Here is a 19,549-nt window from a genome sequence, read left to right on the forward strand (position 1 = left end):
ATGTCCCCCCCGCCATGCCAGACGAGCCCGGCCAGCCCGATCCTCACCGGCATGACACCCTGCTCTACCTCGACGGGGTCAGTGTCGCCTTTGACGGCTTCCAGGCGCTGAACAACCTCTCAATGGTGGTCGGACGCACGGAAATGCGCGCGGTCATAGGCCCGAACGGCGCTGGCAAGACCACCATGATGGACGTGATCACCGGCAAGACCCGGCCCGACAGCGGCACCCTGCGCTTCGGCGAGACGATCGATCTCACCCGCCATGACGAGGCGGACATCGCCAGCTTCGGCATTGGCCGCAAGTTCCAGAAACCGACCGTGTTCGAAAGCCACACGGTGGAGGACAATCTGGCATTGGCGCTGAAGGGGCGGCGCGGCCCCTTCGCCGCCCTGTTCCATGTGGCAAGCGATGACGAGCGCCAGCGCATCGACGACCTGCTGTCGCTGATCCGCCTGGCCCACCTGCGGGCCGCGCCGGCCGGCGGGCTCAGCCATGGCCAGAAGCAATGGCTGGAGATCGGCATGCTGCTCGCCCAGGACCCGCAGCTTCTCCTGATCGACGAACCGGCCGCCGGCATGACCGATGCGGAAACGGCGGCCACCGCCGAGCTGTTGCGCGACATCGCCCGGACCCACTCGGTGGTGGTGGTCGAACATGACATGGCGTTCGTGCGGGCGCTCGACGTCAAGGTGACCGTGCTGCACGAGGGATCGGTGTTGGCCGAAGGCTCGCTCGACCATGTCTCCGCCAACCGGAAGGTGATCGATGTCTATCTTGGACGCTAGCGCACAAAACCCCGACACGGCGCCCATGGGCAGCTTGACCGTCGAGGCCATCGACCTCTCCTATGGCGCCGCACAGGCGCTGAAGGAGGTCAGCCTTGAGGCCGAGCCCGGCCGGATCACCTGCCTGATGGGCCGCAACGGCGTCGGCAAGACCTCCACCTTGCGCGCCATTGCCGGTCAGCAGCCGATTTCCGCCGGCCGCATCCTCTGGCATGGCAAGGACATTTCGCGCCTGCCCGCCCATCGGCGGGCGCGGCAGGGCATTGCGCTGGTGCCGCAGGGGCGCGACATCTTCCCCCAGCTCACCGTGCGCGAGAATCTCCAGACCGGCTTCGCCCCGCTCCCGCGCGGCGAGCGCTTCATTCCCGATACCGTGTTCGAGCTGTTCCCGGTTCTTGGCGACATGCTGCACCGGCGCGGCGGCGATCTGTCCGGCGGCCAGCAGCAGCAACTGGCGATCGGCCGGGCGATGGTGATGCGGCCCGCGCTGCTGCTGCTCGATGAGCCGACCGAAGGCATTCAGCCCTCGGTGATCAAGGACATCGGCCGGGCGATCTCCTACCTGCGCGGCACCGGCGAGATGGCGATCCTGCTGGTGGAACAGTATTTCGAGTTCGCCCGCGATCTCGCCGACCGGTTCGCGGTGATGGACCGGGGCACCATCGTCCTTTCCGGCGAGAAATCCGATCTGGACGAACAGACGGTGCGCGCCCATCTCACTGTCTGATCGAACAGCAGCGCCGCCGCCTCCCGTCAGCCCCGGCCGATATAGGGCATGGCGGTCGCCATCACCGTCATGAACTGCACATTGGCGTCGAGCGGCAGGCTCGCCATATGCAGCACCGCATTGGCGACGTTGGCAACATCCATCACCGGTTCGGCACGCAAGGAGCCATCCGCCTGCGGCACCCCTTGCTGCATCGCCTCGGTCATGTCCGACGCCGCATTGCCGATGTCGATCTGACCACAGGCGATGTTGCAGCCCCGCCCATCCAGCGACAGCGAACGGGTCAGCCCGGTGATCGCGTGTTTGGAGGCGGTATAGGGAGCAGAGCCGGGACGCGGCACATGGGCGGAGATCGAGCCGTTGTTGATGATGCGCCCGCCTTGCGGATCCTGATCGCGCATGGCGATGAAGGCGGCCCGGGCGATCAGGAACGCCCCGTCCAGATTGACCGACAGCACCCGGCGCCATTCCTCGAAGGACGTGTCGCCCACGGTGGCGCCCTTCACGTTGGTGCCCGCATTGTTGAACACCACGTCGAGCCGGCCGAAGCGGTCGGCGATACCGCCGAACAGATCATCGACCGCAACCGGATCGGTGACATCACAGGCAATGCACAGGGCGTTCTCGCGACCAGCCGGCGACAGGGCAGCGGTTTCCGCCAGCCGCTCGGCCCGCCGCCCGGTCAGCACCGTGCGGTAACCGGCATCCAGAAACGCCACCGCGCAGGCCCGCCCAATGCCCGAGGACGCCCCGGTCACCAGCACCACATCTCCCGCTCCCGCCATCTATCCCCTCCGCTGAACTGGCAAATCTCGTTTCGCCGCACCATGCGCGATGGCGCCAGTCAAAGGCAAGCGGTCCAAGCCTGCCCTTACCCCAGCGCCCGGGCAGCGAAGAAACCACAGGTGGCGGAAACCCCGGTCAGGCAGGCGCCCCAGGCGACATCCACAAGGGTCACGTCGAGCGGCCAGTCGCGCAAGGTTGCCAGATTGGTGAAATCATAGGTGGCATAGGCGAAGAAACCGAACAGAAGACCATAGACGCTCGCGTCCCACCACTGGCCGGAGCGCAGCGCCGGCGCCACCGCGAAGATGACAATGCCGACCACATAGACGGTGTAGAAGGCCGCCGCGACGGTGAAATTCACCTGATCCGCCATCAGGTTGCCAAGCCTGTCCCGATAGAATCCGCCGGCCAGATGCCCCAGCCACAGATAGTCGAGGGCGAGAAAAACGATGGCGGCCGCCAGAAATGCAATCGCATGTGACATGGGTCATTCCTCGTTGTGTCATCCTCAGGATAAACGCAATCGGTCCGTGCGCGGTTCACCGAAAACCGATCGCGCCAGCCCGCCGTAGATCGGGGCAGTCACGCAGGATCCGCTCTGGAATTTGGAATAGTTCTAAACTAAGATACCGCGAATCCGCAGCGCTGGACGCGCTGCGTGTCCCCGGAAGATGCATAGAGGAGTTGATGGAATGAAGGGCAGTGAGAAGGTTATCGAGCGTCTGAATGAGGCCCTGTTTCTGGAGCTTGGCGCGGTCAACCAGTACTGGCTGCATTACCGGATGCTGGACGACTGGGGCCTGACCAAGCTGGCCAAGAAGGAGCGCGCCGAATCCATCGAGGAGATGCAGCACGCCGACAAGCTGGTTGAGCGGATCCTGTTCCTGGAAGGCCATCCCAACCTGCAGAGCGTCGCCCCGCTGCGCATCGGCCAGGACGTTAGGGAAGTGCTGGAATCCGATCTGGCCGGCGAGCACGAGGCCCGCGCCTCCTACGCCAAGTCCCGCGACATCTGCCACGCGGAAGGCGACTACGTGTCGATGCATCTGTTCGAGGATCTTCTGGCCGACGAGGAAGGCCACATCGACTTCCTCGAAACCCAGCTCGACCTGCTGGAGAAGATCGGCGTGGAACGCTACAGTCAGTTGAACGCCGGCTCCGCCGACGAGGCCGAATAAGCCTTGCGCCGCGCCGGAGACGGCGCGGCTTTTTTCTTTTTGGGGGGAGACATCAATGAAAATGCCCTTGATCGCCGCGGCGATCGCCTTTGTGCTGACCGGTGCGGCCAGCGCCGCCTGTCCCGATGACGCCGCCGTCGAGGCGTTCCTCGCCGCGCGGCAGGCCGCCGAACCCGCGCCCCTGGCCATCGCCGCCGGCGCGCCGCTTGCCGATGGCCAATGCGCCCAGGACAAGCTGGTCGCCCGGCTGACGGAAAGCCTCGGTCCGGTGATCGGCTACAAGGCCGGCCTGACCTCGCCGCCGGCGCAAAAGGCCTTCGGCGTCACCGAGCCGGTGTTCGGCACCCTGCTGAAGGGCATGATCCTTGAAACCGGCGCGACGGTGCGCCCGGCGGAGGCGGTGCGCCCCCTGTTCGAGGCGGATCTGATCGTCGAGATCGGCGATGCCGCCGTCAACGCGGCCACCACACCGGCCGAGGTGCTCGCCTCGATCCGTGGCGTGCGGCCCTTCCTGGAACTGCCCGCCCTGGTCGTCGGGCCGGACACCAAGCTGGACGGCGCGGCCATCACCGCCATCAATGTCGGCGCTTGGAAAGGAGTGATGGGTGACCTGATCGCCCTGCCGGAAGGAGACGCCGGCGTTGCCATGCTGGCCGACTTCACCGCCCGCATGACCGATGCCCAAACCGGCGAGACCCTGTCCGCGGCACCTGGCAGGGCCGTGCTCGGCCATCCGCTCAATGCGGTGATCTGGGTCGCCAAGACCCTGAAGGCGCAAGGCAAGGCGCTCGCCCCCGGCGATCTCGTCTCGGTCGGCACCTTCGGACCGCTGACGCCGATGAAGCCGGGCATGAGCGTCCGCCTCACCTACGAGGGACTTCCCGGCACGCCGAGCCTCGACGCCAGCTTCGAATAAGCCGGCGCACAGTCGCAAAATCCGTGGCCGGCCCTCGGCGAGGAGCACCGGCCACGGGCCTCGTTATTTCTTCTTCTTGTTGAACGCGGCCGCCAGCGCGGCCGCCATGGCGTTGTTCTGATCCGGCGCGCTGCCGCCGCCATGGCGCTGTCCGCCAGACTTCGGACCACCGGACTTCGGACCACCGGACTTTCCGTGGCCTGTTTTCGGCCCGGACCGGTCACCGCCCTTCGGCCCGGTGGATTTGCCGCGTGCCCCGCCGGCGGACTGGCCCGCGTCCGCGCCGCCGTCCTTGCGCATGGACAGGGCGATGCGCTTGCGCGGCAGATCGACCTCGATCACCCGGACCCGGACGATATCGCCCGCCTTCACCACCTCGGACGGGTCGCGCACGAACCGGTCGGCGATCTGCGACACATGCACCAGCCCGTCCTGATGCACGCCGATATCGACGAAGGCGCCGAAATTGGTGACGTTGGTGACCGTGCCTTCCAGCCCCATGCCGGGCCGCAGGTCCGACATGGTCTCGACCCCATCCTGAAGCCGGGCGGTGCGGAATTCCGGGCGCGGGTCGCGGCCCGGCTTTTCCAGTTCCGCCAGAATGTCGCGCACGGTCGGCAGACCGAAACGCTCGTCGGTGAATTCTTCCGCATCGAGCGCCCGAAGCCGCTCCGGATGGCCCATCACCTCGTCGAGCGAGCGGCCGCAGGCGGCGACGATGCGCTTGGCCAGCGGATAGGCTTCCGGGTGCACCGAGGAGGCATCCAGCGGGTTGTCACCGCCGGGAATGCGCAGGAAGCCGGCGCATTGCTCGAACGCCTTCGGACCGAGCCGGGGCACGGCCAGGAGATCCTTGCGGGTGCGGAACGCCCCTTGCGCCTCCCGGTGCGCGACGATCGCGCTTGCGAGCCCCTCCGACAGGCCCGACACCCGGGTCAGCAGCGGCACGGAGGCGGTGTTGAGATCGACGCCAACCGCGTTCACCGCATCCTCGACCACCGCGTCGAGCGAACGCGCCAGCTTGGTCTGATTGACGTCATGCTGATACTGGCCGACACCGATGGACTTCGGCTCGATCTTCACCAGTTCCGCCAGCGGATCCTGCAGCCGCCGGGCGATCGAGGCCGCCCCGCGCAGGGACACATCCACATCCGGCAGTTCCTTCGCCGCCAGCGCGCTGGCCGAATAGATCGACGCACCCGCCTCGTTGACGATCACCTTGACCGGTCGCCGGTCGCCCGGAATATCGGTGAGGCAATCGGCGACCAGACGATCGGTCTCGCGGCTGGCGGTGCCGTTGCCGATGGCCACCAAGGCGATGTCGTGCCGGGCGATCAGCGCCTGCAGGGTGGCCCGCGAGCCGCTGACATCGTTGCGCGGCTGGAACGGGTAGATCGTCGCCGTCTCGATCAGCTTGCCGGTGCCATCGACCACCGCCACCTTGACGCCCGTGCGAATGCCCGGATCGAGACCGAGCACCGACTTGCGCCCGGCCGGTGCGGCCAAGAGCAAATCCTTGAGATTGCGGGCGAACACATGGATCGCCTCATCCTCGGAGCGCTCGCGCAAGCTGTTCATCAGCTCCAGTTCCAGATGCAGCGCCAGCTTCACCTTCCAGGCCCAGCGGGCGCAGTCCATCAGCCACTTGTCCGCCGGACGCCCCCGGTCCTCGATCCCGGCCGCTGCCATCACCATCCGCTCCACCGGCTTGACCGGCGCGGTGTCTTCCGCATCGACCACCAGGTCGAGCGCCAGGATCCCCTCGTTGCGCCCGCGCATCAAGGCCAGCGCCCGGTGGCTGGGGATGTCCGCCCATTTCTCCTGATGCTCGAAATAGTCGGAGAATTTGGCGCCGGCCTCTTCTTGACCGGCGACGACGCGAGAGCGCAACTGTCCGCCGCGCATCAAGTGGTTGCGCAGCCGCCCGACCAGCGCCGCATCCTCGGAAAACCGCTCCATCAGGATCTGCCGCGCCCCGTCGAGCGCCGCCTTCACATCGGCAACGCCCTTGTCCGCATCCACATAGGCGGCGGCAACCTCTTCCGGGTTCTGTGACGGGTCGCCCAGCAGCCCATCGGCCAGCGGCTCCAGCCCCGCCTCGCGGGCGATCTGCGCCTTGGTCCGCCGCTTCTTCTTGAAGGGCAGATAAAGATCCTCAAGCTGCGCCTTGCTGTCGGCGGCACGGATCCGTTTCGCCAGATCCGGCTCCAGCTTGCCCTGCTCCTCGATGGATTTCAGGATCGCCGACCGCCGCGTTTCCATTTCCCGCAGGTAGACGAGCCGCTCTTCCAGCGTGCGCAGCTGGGTGTCATCGAGCCCGCCGGTCGCTTCCTTGCGGTAGCGGGCGACGAAGGGCACGGTCGCCCCTTCATCCAAGAGCGCCACCGTCGCCGCCACCTGCTCCGGCCGGCAGCCGAGCTCTCCGGCGATACGGCGGGCGATCTGCGCCGCGACCTCGGGGGCCGGCGGCTGGTTCTTCCCGGTGGCGACTGCTGCAGGTTCCATCGGCTCGGACATGATCAGGCTCTTCACTTTCGTCAATCATCCGTCTTGTGACGGGCGCCAGACCCTACTCGGGACGCCGGCAAAGCAAAAGACCGGCGCCGCGCCTCTCCCGTCCGCTGTTCAGATTTTTTTTCGTGCGCCGGACTGAACCGGTCGCTGGGACGCTGCGTAGCTTTCCACGGGGCTACGACAGAAAACAGCTGAGAACAGAGGAATTCAAGATGACTGTTTCCCTCAAGACGCTTGCCCGCAACACCCTTGCCGGCACCCTGCTCGCCGCCGTGCTGCCGGTGGGCGCCGCGACCCTCGCCGCAGCGGATGCGCAGATGTCTGCCTCCAAAACGATTGTGGAACGCGCCGCCGCCTCCAGCGATCACACCACACTGGTCGCCGCGGTCAAGGCCGCCGGGCTGGTCGAAACCCTGTCGGGGTCTGGCCCGTTCACCGTGTTCGCGCCCACCAATGACGCCTTCGGCAAGCTGCCGGACGGCACGGTCGACACCCTGTTGAAGCCTGAGAACAAGGCGCAGCTCACCAAGATCCTGACCTGCCACGTGGTGGCCGCCGAGGCGATGTCCACCGCCATCGCCAAGCTGATCGCCGATGGCGGCGGCTCCCACCCGGTCGAGACCGTGGGCGGCTGCGTCTTCACCGCCAAGAGCGAGGGCGGCAAGATCATGCTGGAAGACGGCCAGGGCAACACCGCGACGGTGACCGTCGCCGATCTTGACCAGTCGAATGGCGTCATTCATGTGATCGACACGGTTCTGTTGCCGGCAAGCTGACCCGCCCGGCTCAACTGAAAAACTGCCCCGGCGCGCGCCCGCGCGCCGGTTTTTTCCGCGCGCGGCCTGCCGCGATCAGCGCACCACGGTGATCCGTTCCGCCGCCCGCGTCACCGCCGTATAGAGCCAGCGTGCCTGATGCTCGCGGAACGCCCAGCTTTCATCGAACAGCACCACATCGTCCCATTGCGAACCTTGCGCCTTATGCACCGTCAGCGCATAGCCGTAGTCGAATTCGTCGGAGCGCCGGCGCAGGGCATAAGGGATCTGCTCGGCGCCATCCTCGAACAGGCCCGGCAGCACCTTGACGCTGACCTTGGCCCGGCCACCCGCATCGTCCTCGGGACGAATGTCGAACCGGATGGTGTTGCCCTTGGAGGCGCGCAGCCGGTCGACCGTCCACAGACCGCCGTTCAAGAGCCCCTTGGTCTTGTCGTTGCGCAGGCACACCAGCTTGTCGCCGACCCCGGGCATCGGCGTCGTGAAGCCCTTCAGCTCGCGGATCCGGCCATTGTAGAGCCGGCGGGTGCGGTTGGTGCCGACCAGCACCTGATCGGCGGCAAGAATCGCCTCGGCATCGATCTCACGGCGCGAGATGATACGGCTGTCGCCATAAGTGCCGGCGGCCAGTTCGCCGCCCTCGCGGATCAGCATCGACATATGCACGATCGGATTGTCGCGCGCCTGCCGGTGCACCTCGGTCAGCATGATGTCCGGCTCGGCCTCGGTGAAGAAACCGCCGCCCTTGACCGGCGGCAGCTGCGCCGGATCGCCGAGCACCAGAACGGGCGTGCCGAAGGACAGGAGATCGCGGCCCAGGTCCTCATCGACCATCGAGCATTCGTCGATGACGATCAGCTTGGCCTTGGCGGCGATGCTGTCCCGGTTGATCGAGAAGCTGAGCGCGCCCTCCTCCTCGTCCTCCGTCTCCTCCTTGCGCCCGCGCGGGCGGTAGATCATCGCATGGATGGTGGAGGCGTCGGCGCAGCCCTTCTGCCGCAGCACATGCGCGGCCTTGCCGGTGAAGGCGCCGAAGGCCACAGCCCCGTCGATGCCCTCGGCCAGATGCCGGGCGAGCGTGGTCTTGCCCGTGCCGGCATAACCGAACAGGCGGAACACCTGCTTGTCGCGGTTTTTCAGCCAGCGCGCGGTTTCGGTGAGGGCGTCGGTTTGTTGCGGCGACCAATCCATCGAGCGATTCCCGTTTCGTTCGCCCCTTCCTAACCGGTTCGCGGCGCGATGGCACGCCCCGATCCGGCGAACCGGGAAAAGCAAGGCCTGTCGTGATCCGGAAAGAGCCCTCCCCGGCGCCACGCGCCGGGGAGCTGTCAAACAGCCAGCTTCAGGCCGCCGACTTGGCCGCCAGCCGCGCCTTGATGCTGGCCACATCGGCCCGCGGCGTCGCCGCGAACAGGGTCTTGGTGTAGTCGTGCTGCGGATTGTCGAACACCGCATCCCGGGTGCCGTATTCCACCGCCTCGCCGAAATACATTACCATCACCTGGTCGGCGATGTAGCGCACCACCGACAGGTCGTGGCTGATGAACACATAGGTGAGGTTGAACTCGTCCTGCAGATCGGCGAGCAGATTGAGGATCTGCGCCTGCACCGAAAGATCGAGCGCGGACACCGGCTCGTCGAGCACCAGGAGCTTCGGCTTCAGCATGATCGCCCGGGCGATTGCCACGCGCTGACGCTGACCGCCGGAGAACATGTGCGGATAGCGGCCGTAATGCTCCGGCTTCAAGCCGACCTTCTCCAGCATCGCCATGGCCAGATCGCGCCGCTCGGCCGCCGGGGTCGAGGTGTTCAGCAGGAGCGGTTCTTCCAGCACCGCGCCGATCTTCTGGCGCGGGTTGAGCGACCCATAGGGGTTCTGGAAGACGATCTGCACCGCCTGGCGCATCTCCCGCGTCACCTTGCCAGCGCTGATGTCGATCGGCGCACCGTCGATCTCGATCGAGCCGGAGGTCGGCGCGTCGATCATCGTCAGCATCCGCGCCAGGGTCGACTTGCCGCAGCCCGATTCGCCAACCACCGCCAGGGTGCTGCCGCGCTCCACGTCGAAGCTGACGCCCTTGACCGCATGCAACACCCGCGGCGGGGTGAACAGCCCGCCCTTGGTGACGTAATCGCGCTTCAGGTCGCGCACCTTGAGGATCGCATCGCTCATGTCCGCGCCTCCGTCTGTTCGCTTGCGAACGCTTCGGTGTAGTCGCTGACGGTCGGCAACCGGTCGCCGGTCGCGTTCTCCGGCAGGGCCGACAGCAGCGCCCGGGTATAGGGATGCTCCGGCGCCTCGAACAGCGTCAGCACATCCGCCGTTTCCATCTGCTTGCCCTGATACTGGACCACCACCCGATCCGCTGTTTCGGCGACGACACCCATGTCATGGGTGATCATGATCAGGCCCATGCCATGGTCGCGCTGCAGCCCGGTCAACAGATCGAGGATCTGCTTCTGGATGGTCACGTCCAGCGCGGTGGTCGGCTCGTCGGCGATCAAAAGCTTGGGATGGCAGGCCGTGGCGATGGCGATCATCACCCGCTGGCACTGGCCGCCCGACATCTGATGCGGGAAGGCGTTCACCCGCCGCTCCGGCTCGGGAATGCCCACGGCGGTCAGGAGCTCGATCACCCGGTCCCGGCGCTGCCGGCGGTTGAGATCGGTATGCGCCTTCAGGGTTTCCAGAAGCTGGAACCCGACCGTGAAACACGGATTGAGACTGGCGATCGGCTCCTGGAAGATCATCGAGATGTCCTTGCCGATGACCTTGCGTCGCTGCGCCGTGCTCAGGCTGCGCAGGTCGACACCCTCGAAGGACATTTCATCGGCGGTCACCGTCGCGCTGTCCGGCAACAGGCCCATCATCGCCAGCATGGCGACCGACTTGCCCGACCCGGATTCGCCGACGATCGCAAGCACTTCCCCGGCCTCGACCGTATAGTCGACCCCGTCGAGCGCCCGGAACGGGCCGGCGGCAGTGTCGAATTCGACACGCAGATTGCGGATTTGCAGAAGACTCATCTGGCTCAGCTCCGCTTCAGCTTCGGATCGAGCGCGTCACGCAGACCGTCGCCGACAAGGTTGATGGCCAGCACGGTGATCAGGATCGCCAGACCCGGGAAGGTCACCACCCACCATGCCCGCAGGATGAATTCGCGCGCCTCGGCCAGCATGGTGCCCCATTCCGGCGTCGGCGGCTGCGCGCCCATGCCCAGGAAGCCGAGGGCGGCCGCATCGAGGATGGCATTGGAAAACGACAGGGTCGCCTGCACGATCAGCGGCGCCAGACAGTTCGGCAGGATGGTCTTGAACATCAGCCGCAGATTGCCGGCACCGGCCAGCCGCGCCGCCACCACATAGTCGCGGTTGCGCTCGCTGAGCACCGCCGCGCGGGTCAACCGCACGAAATGCGGCTGCAGCACCACGGCGATGGCGATCATCGCATTGACCAGCCCCGGACCGAGCACGGCCACCAGCACCAAGGCCAGCAGCAGCGAGGGAAAGGCGAGGATCACGTCCATCACCCGCATGATGGTGGTATCGACCCAGCCCCGGAAATACCCGGCGATCAGCCCAAGGACCACGCCGCCGGACAGGGCGATGGTCACCACCACCACGCCGATGAACAGGGAAAAGCGCGCGCCGAAGATCAGCCGCGACAGGATATCGCGCCCGACCGCATCGGTGCCGAGCAGGAAGCTGATGTTGCCCCCCTCCTGCCAGAACGGCGGCGTCAGGAAGTTGTCGCGGTACTGGAAATTGGGGTCATGCGGCGCCACCAGCGGCGCGAACAGGGCGATCAGCACCAGCGTGAGGAACACGAACAGGCCGATCACCGCGCCCCGGTTCTGCGAGAAATAGAACCAGAACTCGGCCAGCATCGCCCGGTTGGCATTGCGGCTTTCGGTTTTTGCCGCGGCGGAGGCATCAAGAGAAGACATGGGGAAGCTCCGCGATCAGGTGTGGCGAATGCGGGGATTGACGAGGCCGTAGAGCACATCGACGATCAGATTGACGATCATGACGATGGCGGCAATCATCAAAAGCCCGCCCTGCACGACCGGATAGTCGCGCCGCGCGATGCTGTCGACCATCCACTTGCCGATGCCCGGCCAGGAGAAGATCGTTTCCGTCAGGATCGCGCCCGCCAGCAGCACCCCGACCTGAAGGCCGATGGTGGTGATCACCGGGATCAGCGCGTTGCGCAGTGCATGCAGACCGATCACCCGGCTGGAGGACAGCCCCTTGGCCCGCGCCGTGCGCACGTAATCCTCGCCCAGCACTTCCAGCATCGCCGAGCGCGTCTGCCGCGCGATCACCGCCAGCGGGATCGTCGCCAGCACGATGGAGGGCAGGATCAGGTGGCTCACCGCCGACTTGAACGCCCCGGGCTGGCCGGACAGCAGACTGTCGATCAGCATGAACCCGGTGGTCTGCGGGAAGAAATACAAAAGCGAGATCCGCCCCGACACCGGCGTCCACTGCAGGATACCGGAGAACAGGATGATCAGCAAAAGCCCCCACCAGAAGATCGGCATGGAATAGCCGACCAGCGCGGTTCCCATGATCGTCTGGTCGGTGAACGACCCGCGCCGCACCGCGGCGATGATCCCGGCCGGAATGCCCAGCGCAACGGCGATGACGATCGCACACAGCGCCAACTCGACGGTCGCGGGGAACAAGGTCATGAATTCGGTAAGGACCGGCTTTTTGGTGACGATCGACGTCCCCAGGTCGCCGTTGAGCAGGCCGACCAGATAGTCGAAATACTGCTCCCAGATCGGACGCGAAAAGCCGAACTGATCCATCAGCTCGGCATAACGCTCGTCGGAGATGCCGCGTTCGCCGGCCAGAAGAAGGACCGGGTCGCCAGGCAAAAGGCGGATGAAACCGAATGAGATGATCGTCACACCGAGAAATGTCGGGATCAGAAGGCCAATCCGGCTGAACAGGAATCGGAACATGAATGTATCCACAAGGAGCGCACCGGCCGGAGGGCCGGCCGGTGCGTCGGTTTGTGCCGGGATTCCGCAACGTCAGAAACGCTGCGATCCCTCGTCTGGACTGTGGTTTACTCGGCGATATCCACGCCGTCAAACCAATGGCCGCCAAGCGGGTCCATCACATAGCCCGAAACCTTGCTCGACATCGGCATGAACACCACCGAATGGGCGATGGTCGCCCACGGCGCCTGCTCCTTGAAGACCACCTGGGCCTCTTCGTAGAGCTTGGTGCGCTCGGCCTTGTCGGAGGTCACCTTGGCCTTCTGGATCAGGTCCTCGAACGGCTGGTGGCACCACTGGGCGCGGTTCGAGCCGCCGACACCGTCGCAGCCAAGCAGCACGGCGAGGAAGTTGTCCGGATCGCCATTGTCACCGGTCCAGCCGAGCAGTACCGCGCCATCGCGATCGGTTTCCTTCGAGCGCTTCAGGTATTCGCCCCATTCGTAGGAGACGATTTCCACGTCGACGCCGATCTTGGCGAAGTCGGCCTGGATCACCTCGGCCATGCGCCGTGCGTTCGGGTTGTACGGGCGCTGCACCGGCATCGCCCAGATCTTCATCTTCAGATCCTTGACGCCGGCTTCCTCGAGCATCGCCTTGGCCGCTTCCAGATCGAAAGCGTCATCCTCGACCGCATCGTTGTAGGACCACATGGTCGGCGGGATCGGGTTCTTGGCCGCTTGGCCGGCGCCCTGGAACACCGCATCCAGAATGGCCTGCTTGTTGATCGCCTTGTTCAGCGCCTTGCGGACCTTCGGATTGTCGAACGGTGCCATCTTGGTGTTGTAGGCCATGTAGCCGACGTTGAGGCCTTCCTGCTCCATCAGGGTCAGGTTGGCATCCGCCTTGATGTCGGCGATGTCGGCCGGTGCCGGGAACGGCGCCACGTGGCACTCGCCGGCCTTCAGCTTCTGCAGCCGCACCGAAGCGTCGGTGGTGATGGCGAAGATCAGGTTGTCGATCGGCTGCTTGCCGGCCCAGTGATCGGCGAAGGCCTGGTAGCGGATCACCGCATCCTTCTGGTAGCCGACGAACTGGAACGGACCGGTGCCGATCGGCTCCTGGTTCATCAGCTCCATCTTGCCGTCAGCGGCGAGCTTGTCGGCATATTCCTTCGACTGGATCGACGCGAAGTCCATCGCCAGGTTGGCGATCATCGGCGCTTCCGGACGGGTCAGCACGAATTTCACGGTGTAATCGTCGACCTTGACGATCTCCTTCACGAGATCGGGCATCGACATGCCGTTGAAATACTCCCAGGACGCACCGGCGGTGTAGCTGTGCCACGGGTGGTTCTTGTCGAGCTGACGCGCGAAGGAGAAGATCACGTCATCGGCGTTGAAATCGCGGGTCGGGGTGAACGACGCGGAGGAGTGGAACTTCACGCCCTTGCGCAGGTTGAAGGTATACTCCAGCCCGTCGTCGGACACGGTCCAGCTCTCCGCGAGGCCCGGACGGACCTCCGTGGAGCCGCGCACGAACTCGACCAGGCGGTTGAACACCGGCTTGGACGAGGCGTCGAAGGTGGTTCCGGCGGTGTAAAGGGCGCTGTCGAAGCCTTCGGGCGAGCCTTCCGAGCAATAGACCAGCGTCTTCGCCGAAGCGGCGGACACCAGCAGCGCGGACAGGCTGGCGCCCAGAAGCGCAGCTTTCATGGTACGGCGGATGATCATTGAAAACGTCTCCCATAAATGTCTTCGGCCCGCCGGAATTTTCTTGTTTGCCCCCTTCCGCAACGGAGGGATGCCACCGGTCCGGCAGACCCTGCCGGCACTCTAGAGCCGCGACAGCCCCCGTACAACCGTGGCGATCTTCTCAATTTCGGAATTTAAGGAAAGATTTTTGCCGCCAGCTCCGGGCGGACGACGCGATCGGCCGCCTTGAACCCGTCAACGCATGGAACATTCTTCCCCTCTCCAACCCCGTGACCGACGTCCGGCGCCGTCACAACGAACACCGGAGAAAGGCGCCGGGCACGCGACGTCCTGCCCGTACGTGACGGGCAGGACGCGCGCGGCATCGGCGGGGATTGCGCTAGAGCTCGTCCTCGCCCTCGGGCATGTCACCGGGCCTGGCCTTGGGCACCGAGGGGCGCTTGCGCGGCTGCGGCGACCTGTCGCCACCGCCAGTCTGGGGCGCGGCCTCTGCCGGCAGCGCCACGGGCGGCGTTGCCGCATGATAGGTGACCTGCGGGAACGGAATTTCGATTCCCTCTTCGTCGAACACAGCCTTGATCTTCTCGTTGTAGGCGCGCCCGACCGCCCATTGCGACCCGGGCACGGTCTTGATCCGGGCACGCACGGTGATCGCGCTGTCGCCGAAGGTGGTAACGCCGTGCATCTCCAGCGGTTCCAGGATCTGCACGCCGATCTCTTCCTTCTTCAGCCGCTCGAACGCCGTTTCCATCGCGCGCTTCACCTGGCCGATGTCGCTGTCATAGGCAACGCCGATCGCCGCCACATGATAGGCGTAGCCGCGCATGAAGTTGGCGATCCGGTCGACGGTCGAGAACGGAATCACATGCGCCGTGCCGTCGAGGTCACGCAGCCGCACCGAACGGATGGTCAGGTTCTCCACCGTTCCGGTCACTCCGCCAAGGGTCACCACGTCTCCCTCGTTCATGGCGTTCTCGAACTGGATGAAGGCGCCGTTGATGATGTCCTGCACCAGCTTCTGCGAGCCGAAGGAAATCGCCAGACCGAAGACACCGGCACCGGCGATCAGCGGGCCGATGTTGACCCCCAGTTCCGACAGGGTCAGCAATGCGACCATCACCACCAGAACAATGGAAAACGCATTGCGGAACAGGCCGAACAGGGTCTTTTCCCGTGAGGTGGGCAGGCGGCCGCGCGGATTGAGCTTCAGGTCCACCCAGGACATCACCGCCAGCCAGATCAGGAAGCCGACCAGAAGCACGATGCCGGCCGAGGCGGTCCCGCCCAGGAAATTGCGCCCGTCAGCGCTGCGGAACCAGCCCTGCGCGTCGACCGCGCCCCAGGCATGCAGAATCGCCACGACAACGCCGACAAAGACGCCGAGCCGCAACAGCGAGAGAATGCGCGGAATGAAGGTGTTGAGCCGCCGCTCCAGCAGCGGCAGGGTGGTATGCGCGCCGCCGGGCAGACGAATGCCGCCGGCAATGGCGCGGGTCAGCGCCAGTGACACCAGCGTGCCGATCATCACCGAAAGGACCGAAAGCGCCGTCGCCCGCATCATGAAGGCGGTGGCATCGATGGGGCGGGCCAGCCAGACCGAGAGCAGCAGCAGCACGTAGAAGATCGCCACCAGATGCCAGGTACGGGCCGCCACCTCGATCACGCCGGAGGTGAACATGTTGGTCTGCGCCTCGGCATAGGCGCTGATCCGCTGCCGCGTCGCCAGCCGGTTGCGCAGGATCGCGAAAATGGCGAGGCCAACGCTGAGCAGCACCAGGATCATGCGCAAGGAATCGGCGAGAACAAAGGAGATGTAGCGGGACACCAGCGGTGTCGCCACCATCGTGCCATAGCCCAGCACGTTGACGATCACGAACAGCCAGCGGCGCCAGTACAGCGCCTGCGCGTCGTCGAGCGGCACCAGCCGCAAGGCGGAAAACTTCGGACTGAGCGCGAAGCGAATGCTCACCTTGGCGATCTGCACGAAGAAGAAGGCATTGAGGAACAGGGATTCGACCAGCTCGACCTGCCCTTGCACCTGACCATAGGAAATCGCCACCGCATAGCCCACGCTGACACACAGGCCGACGATCACCAGTTCCAGCCCCGCCCGCAACAGCAGCAGCATGGCGCGGCGCATGATCGTGCCCGCCTCCGCCCCTTCCGCCATCCGCGCGAAGAAACGGTCGGAGAGCCGGCGCAAGAGGTAAAGGAGACCGACCGTGGCGGCGACCAGCAGGGCAAGCTGGATCAAAAGGTCATCGATCTGACCCCAGTTCGCGCCGCTGGCATAGGTCAAGGCCCTCGGCAGCGAGGACAGCGAGCGGGTAATCCGGTCAAGATAAATCCCGGCTTCCTTGACCAGCCCCTGGCTGGCCTGAGCGATGCGCACCGCAAGATGGTCCGGCTGCTTCTCGGCCACGGCCTCATCGGCGCCCGCCGCCTCACCGGCCGGCGTCTCTGCCGCGGTGGCCGCGTCCGGCGCCTCTTCGGCGGGCGCCGGGGTCGGCGCCTCCGCCCGCGCGGCGCGCCCGTCCTTCAAGTACCGGATCATCGCATCGCGCGCATCCGGGTCTTCCAGAAGCCGGATCAGCGCGTCGGCGCCGGACCGCGCCGCCTCATCCGACACTGCGGCCGCGTCCGGCGCGGCGGAGGGGGCAGCGGTCGTCGTCTGCGCAGTGGCCACCGACCCCATGGGAAATGCCATCAGTGCAACTGCAATGAGAAAGGCAACAAGCCCGGGCCAGCGCATCATCCGTTCGTCTCCAGAAGTTCTCAAGGGTCCAGACCCATAGTCCAGTGGACGCCCTCCTTGCGGGCGCGGCGCAAGCGATGCCGCCACTCCAAAGGAGTATCGACCCTTCCTACCTAGCTGATCGGGAAACGCCGTCAACCGGCCGCATGGCTTCCAGCCTCCCCACCCATCGCATCCCCCAGCGTTACACGCGTATCCCCTGCGAAGTTGCGCAAGGGGCACAAAAAGCCTCAACAGATTCGTAACGTGCATCCTATAATTTTAGGTGGAGAGGAAAGGTTTGAAATGCTCAACGACCTGTTGACGCTTGCACGGAACCCGTCCCGCGAGGCGCGAGGCCATTTGCTTCAGCGCGTCGCGGATGTGTTCCTTGACGGCGTCGGCAAGCACACAGAGGCCGAACTGGTCCTGTTTTGCGAGATCATCCTCAAACTGCTGGACGGCAGCAGCCTGGCCCAGCGCGCGCGCCTGTCCCGGCGCATGGCCCCTTGGGGCGAGACCCCGAATCGGGTCGCCTATCGCCTGGCCAGCGACGAAATCACCGTCGCCGCGCCCATGCTGGAACAAAGCCCCAGCCTGACGGAAAGCGATCTTCTCAAGCTGACCCGGCGGATGCCCCAGACCCATCTGATCGCCATCGCCCGCCGGGTGGACATGCCCAGGCGCGTCTCCGACCTTCTGGTGGACAAGGGCACGATCCGGGTCTGGCGGACCATGGCCGGCAACACCCGCAGCAGCATGTCCGACTGGGCCATGCGCACACTTGCCAAGCGGTCGATTTCCGACACCCAGCTTCGCCGCAACCTGAGTGCCCGGCAGGATCTGACACCGCTGATCTGCGACTGGCTGATCCCGCATGTGAACACCCCCACCCGCATCCGTCTGGAAGCCATTCGTTCCGGCTCCAACCCGGGCCAGCTGACCACCCCGGAGCAGATTCGCAAGGAGTTGCGGTCACGCTTCGACATCTCCATCGAGACCTGCGATGTGGAGCGCCTGTGGCAGCTGGTTCGCGACGAGAACTTCAGCCTCGACAAGCTGATGCTCGTCCTGCTTGCCGAACGGCGCCACAACGACGCGCTCGACCTGTTCGCCCGCCGGATGAAACGGGCGCTGCATGCCATGCAGGGAACGGTGTTCCAGGCCGGGATCGATGAACTGATCTCCCAGGCCCATGCCGCCGGACTGTCGGATCAGGTCTTCCTCGCGCTGGCGCAACTGCGCTGCCAGCATCTGCGCATCCCCGAAAGCCAGGCCACCAGATGGCTGGACATGTTCCGCCAGCTCGCCCCTGCGTCCCGGAACAGCGGACCATCCCCCGCCACCTCTTCGCCAGCATCCCGCTCGCCCAACTGACGGCGATCCGGCCAGGAGCGTGAGAGCAAAGAGCGCGAGGGCGCGCCGATCAAGTCAGGGGGCGGGCCAGCCAGGCCGCCAGCGCGGTTGACAGCGCCGCCGTGCCATAGAACCACAGGCCGGGAAGGGCCATGGCGGTCGCCAGTCCGCTGGACTTGGCGGCAAACACGACCAGCGCCACCAGCATCACATCCATCATCGACCACTTGCCCAGCGCCGCCATCAGCCCGTGCGGCACCGCCGCCCGTCCGGCAACCACGCCCACATGCAGCGCCAGGATCTTGAGGGCGGGAAAGCCGATCGAAAACGCCGCCACCAGACCGGCCAGGGCGCGCTCCCCGTCGATCCACAGTCCGGCGACAACCTGAATGAGCGTCGGCTGGTCCTGAAAAAAATACAGCCGCTCCATCTGCAGGAGCGGCATGGTCAGGCCGAGAACGAAGCAAACCGTGGCGAGGGGCAAAAGCAGGGAGATCAGCAGACGGCGCACGGGCGTCTCCGGGATAAAGGTGAGAGGCTTGGGCGAAGAGAAGATACCCCGGCAGGACGGACCTGCGGGCGAGAGGCACCAGCCCGCGCCCGCGCGCCCTTCGCCCTGCCGCCAACGGGCGGAACGACCGTGCGAAGGGGCCGCGCAACCGCCTCAGCGCCCGGACTGGGCCCGGCGCCGTCCGGCGATTTCGTCAAGCTCGTCCTGCTCGCGGGCCTCGCGCTCGCCGCGCTCCCGGATCTGGTCCCGCTCTTCCAGCAGCTCGAATTTTTTCAGCTCCTCGAGCGCCGCGCGCAGCTCCTCGCGGGCATTCTCAAGCTGCTCGTTCAATTCCTCGGCGGAATTCAACAGGTTGTCCCGGCGCTGCGCCGCCGCCTTGGCGAAGGTCGGATAGGCGAAATGGGTCTCGTCGGTGATTCCCACCCGCTTCTGTTCCGAAGCGATCTGGTCGTCCAGCTCCCGCGCCATGCGCTTGAACTCGTCCACCATCGATTCGATCTGGCTCACCTGCCGGCGCCGCTCATCGACCTGAAACTGCTTCAAACGAATTAAACTTTCACGCGACTTCATCACTCAGCACTCCCGTCTAGGCAGCAATC

The 19,549-nt window shown here is 65.6% G+C and carries 18 protein-coding genes; 6 read left to right on the top strand and 12 right to left on the bottom strand.

The window, feature by feature from the left end; translation table 11 throughout:
• The first annotated feature begins 14 nt into the window (after window positions 1–14).
• On the top strand, window positions 15–788 hold the full coding sequence (gene urtD, locus IEV83_RS18655) for an urea ABC transporter ATP-binding protein UrtD (protein WP_181760753.1): 774 nt from the start codon (window positions 15–17) through the stop codon (window positions 786–788).
• Window positions 789–813: 25 nt separating this feature from the next.
• Window positions 814–1,515 (top strand): urea ABC transporter ATP-binding subunit UrtE, encoded by a 702-nt coding sequence (gene urtE / locus IEV83_RS18660; protein WP_181760721.1) that lies wholly within the window; start codon window positions 814–816, stop codon window positions 1,513–1,515.
• 26 nt (window positions 1,516–1,541) lie between these two features.
• Here urtE and IEV83_RS18665 read toward each other — a convergent pair whose 3' ends face one another.
• The gene (locus IEV83_RS18665) at window positions 1,542–2,300 is read right to left on the bottom strand and encodes an SDR family oxidoreductase (protein ID WP_181760722.1); all 759 of its coding nucleotides are present in this window, start codon (window positions 2,298–2,300) and stop codon (window positions 1,542–1,544) included.
• 86 nt (window positions 2,301–2,386) lie between these two features.
• Window positions 2,387–2,785, bottom strand: coding sequence for a DUF2177 family protein (locus IEV83_RS18670; RefSeq protein WP_181760723.1), 399 nt, complete (start codon window positions 2,783–2,785; stop codon window positions 2,387–2,389).
• 208 nt (window positions 2,786–2,993) lie between these two features.
• Here IEV83_RS18670 and bfr point away from each other — a divergent pair, with 208 nt between their 5' ends.
• The gene (bfr, locus tag IEV83_RS18675; protein WP_181760724.1) at window positions 2,994–3,479 is read left to right on the top strand and encodes a bacterioferritin; all 486 of its coding nucleotides are present in this window, start codon (window positions 2,994–2,996) and stop codon (window positions 3,477–3,479) included.
• A 55-nt stretch (window positions 3,480–3,534) separates the two neighbouring features.
• Window positions 3,535–4,395: a 2-keto-4-pentenoate hydratase gene (locus IEV83_RS18680; protein ID WP_181760725.1), complete on the top strand. Its 861-nt coding sequence runs from the start codon at window positions 3,535–3,537 to the stop codon at window positions 4,393–4,395.
• A gap of 63 nt (window positions 4,396–4,458) precedes the next feature.
• Here IEV83_RS18680 and IEV83_RS18685 read toward each other — a convergent pair whose 3' ends face one another.
• The gene (locus tag IEV83_RS18685) at window positions 4,459–6,900 is read right to left on the bottom strand and encodes a Tex family protein (protein ID WP_181760754.1); all 2,442 of its coding nucleotides are present in this window, start codon (window positions 6,898–6,900) and stop codon (window positions 4,459–4,461) included.
• A gap of 221 nt (window positions 6,901–7,121) precedes the next feature.
• Between IEV83_RS18685 and IEV83_RS18690 the strand changes: the two genes are divergently transcribed.
• Window positions 7,122–7,685 carry a fasciclin domain-containing protein gene (locus tag IEV83_RS18690; RefSeq protein ID WP_181760726.1) on the top strand — a complete coding sequence of 188 codons (564 nt, stop codon included), beginning with the start codon at window positions 7,122–7,124 and terminating at the stop codon, window positions 7,683–7,685.
• A 75-nt stretch (window positions 7,686–7,760) separates the two neighbouring features.
• On the opposite strand, the gene IEV83_RS18695 is transcribed toward IEV83_RS18690, so the two are convergent.
• The 7 genes from IEV83_RS18695 to IEV83_RS18725 all read right to left on the bottom strand — a co-directional run bounded on the left by IEV83_RS18695 (window position 7,761) and on the right by IEV83_RS18725 (window position 17,104).
• Window positions 7,761–8,876: an ATP-dependent DNA helicase gene (locus IEV83_RS18695; protein ID WP_181760727.1), complete on the bottom strand. Its 1,116-nt coding sequence runs from the start codon at window positions 8,874–8,876 to the stop codon at window positions 7,761–7,763.
• A gap of 151 nt (window positions 8,877–9,027) precedes the next feature.
• Window positions 9,028–9,858, bottom strand: coding sequence for a dipeptide ABC transporter ATP-binding protein (locus IEV83_RS18700; protein WP_181760728.1), 831 nt, complete (start codon window positions 9,856–9,858; stop codon window positions 9,028–9,030).
• Window positions 9,855–10,712, bottom strand: a complete 858-nt coding sequence (locus IEV83_RS18705) for an ABC transporter ATP-binding protein (RefSeq protein ID WP_181760729.1) — start codon at window positions 10,710–10,712, stop codon at window positions 9,855–9,857. The genes IEV83_RS18700 and IEV83_RS18705 overlap by 4 nt, the downstream gene beginning before the upstream one ends.
• Before the next feature lie 5 nt (window positions 10,713–10,717).
• Window positions 10,718–11,632 (bottom strand): ABC transporter permease subunit, encoded by a 915-nt coding sequence (locus IEV83_RS18710; protein ID WP_181760730.1) that lies wholly within the window; start codon window positions 11,630–11,632, stop codon window positions 10,718–10,720.
• 15 nt (window positions 11,633–11,647) lie between these two features.
• Window positions 11,648–12,655 carry an ABC transporter permease subunit gene (locus tag IEV83_RS18715; RefSeq protein ID WP_181760731.1) on the bottom strand — a complete coding sequence of 336 codons (1,008 nt, stop codon included), beginning with the start codon at window positions 12,653–12,655 and terminating at the stop codon, window positions 11,648–11,650.
• 107 nt (window positions 12,656–12,762) lie between these two features.
• Entirely contained in the window at window positions 12,763–14,367 is a 1,605-nt protein-coding gene (locus tag IEV83_RS18720; RefSeq protein WP_209003357.1) for an ABC transporter substrate-binding protein, read from the bottom strand.
• 361 nt (window positions 14,368–14,728) lie between these two features.
• A complete protein-coding gene (locus IEV83_RS18725) occupies window positions 14,729–17,104 on the bottom strand; it encodes a mechanosensitive ion channel domain-containing protein (protein WP_181760732.1) in 2,376 nt (791 codons plus the stop codon).
• 285 nt (window positions 17,105–17,389) lie between these two features.
• On the opposite strand from IEV83_RS18725, the gene IEV83_RS18730 reads away from it, so the two are divergent.
• Complete coding sequence (locus IEV83_RS18730; protein WP_181760733.1) at window positions 17,390–18,460, top strand: DUF2336 domain-containing protein; 1,071 nt, start codon at window positions 17,390–17,392, stop codon at window positions 18,458–18,460.
• 49 nt (window positions 18,461–18,509) lie between these two features.
• Here IEV83_RS18730 and IEV83_RS18735 read toward each other — a convergent pair whose 3' ends face one another.
• Complete coding sequence (locus tag IEV83_RS18735; protein WP_244628246.1) at window positions 18,510–18,950, bottom strand: paraquat-inducible protein A; 441 nt, start codon at window positions 18,948–18,950, stop codon at window positions 18,510–18,512.
• Window positions 18,951–19,103: 153 nt separating this feature from the next.
• Window positions 19,104–19,520 (bottom strand): flagellar export protein FliJ, encoded by a 417-nt coding sequence (gene fliJ, locus IEV83_RS18740; RefSeq protein WP_181760734.1) that lies wholly within the window; start codon window positions 19,518–19,520, stop codon window positions 19,104–19,106.
• Between the last annotated feature and the right edge of the window lie 29 nt (window positions 19,521–19,549).

The organism is Stappia taiwanensis (genome assembly GCF_014635285.1).
GTDB classification, from domain to species: Bacteria; Pseudomonadota; Alphaproteobacteria; order Rhizobiales; family Stappiaceae; genus Stappia; species Stappia taiwanensis.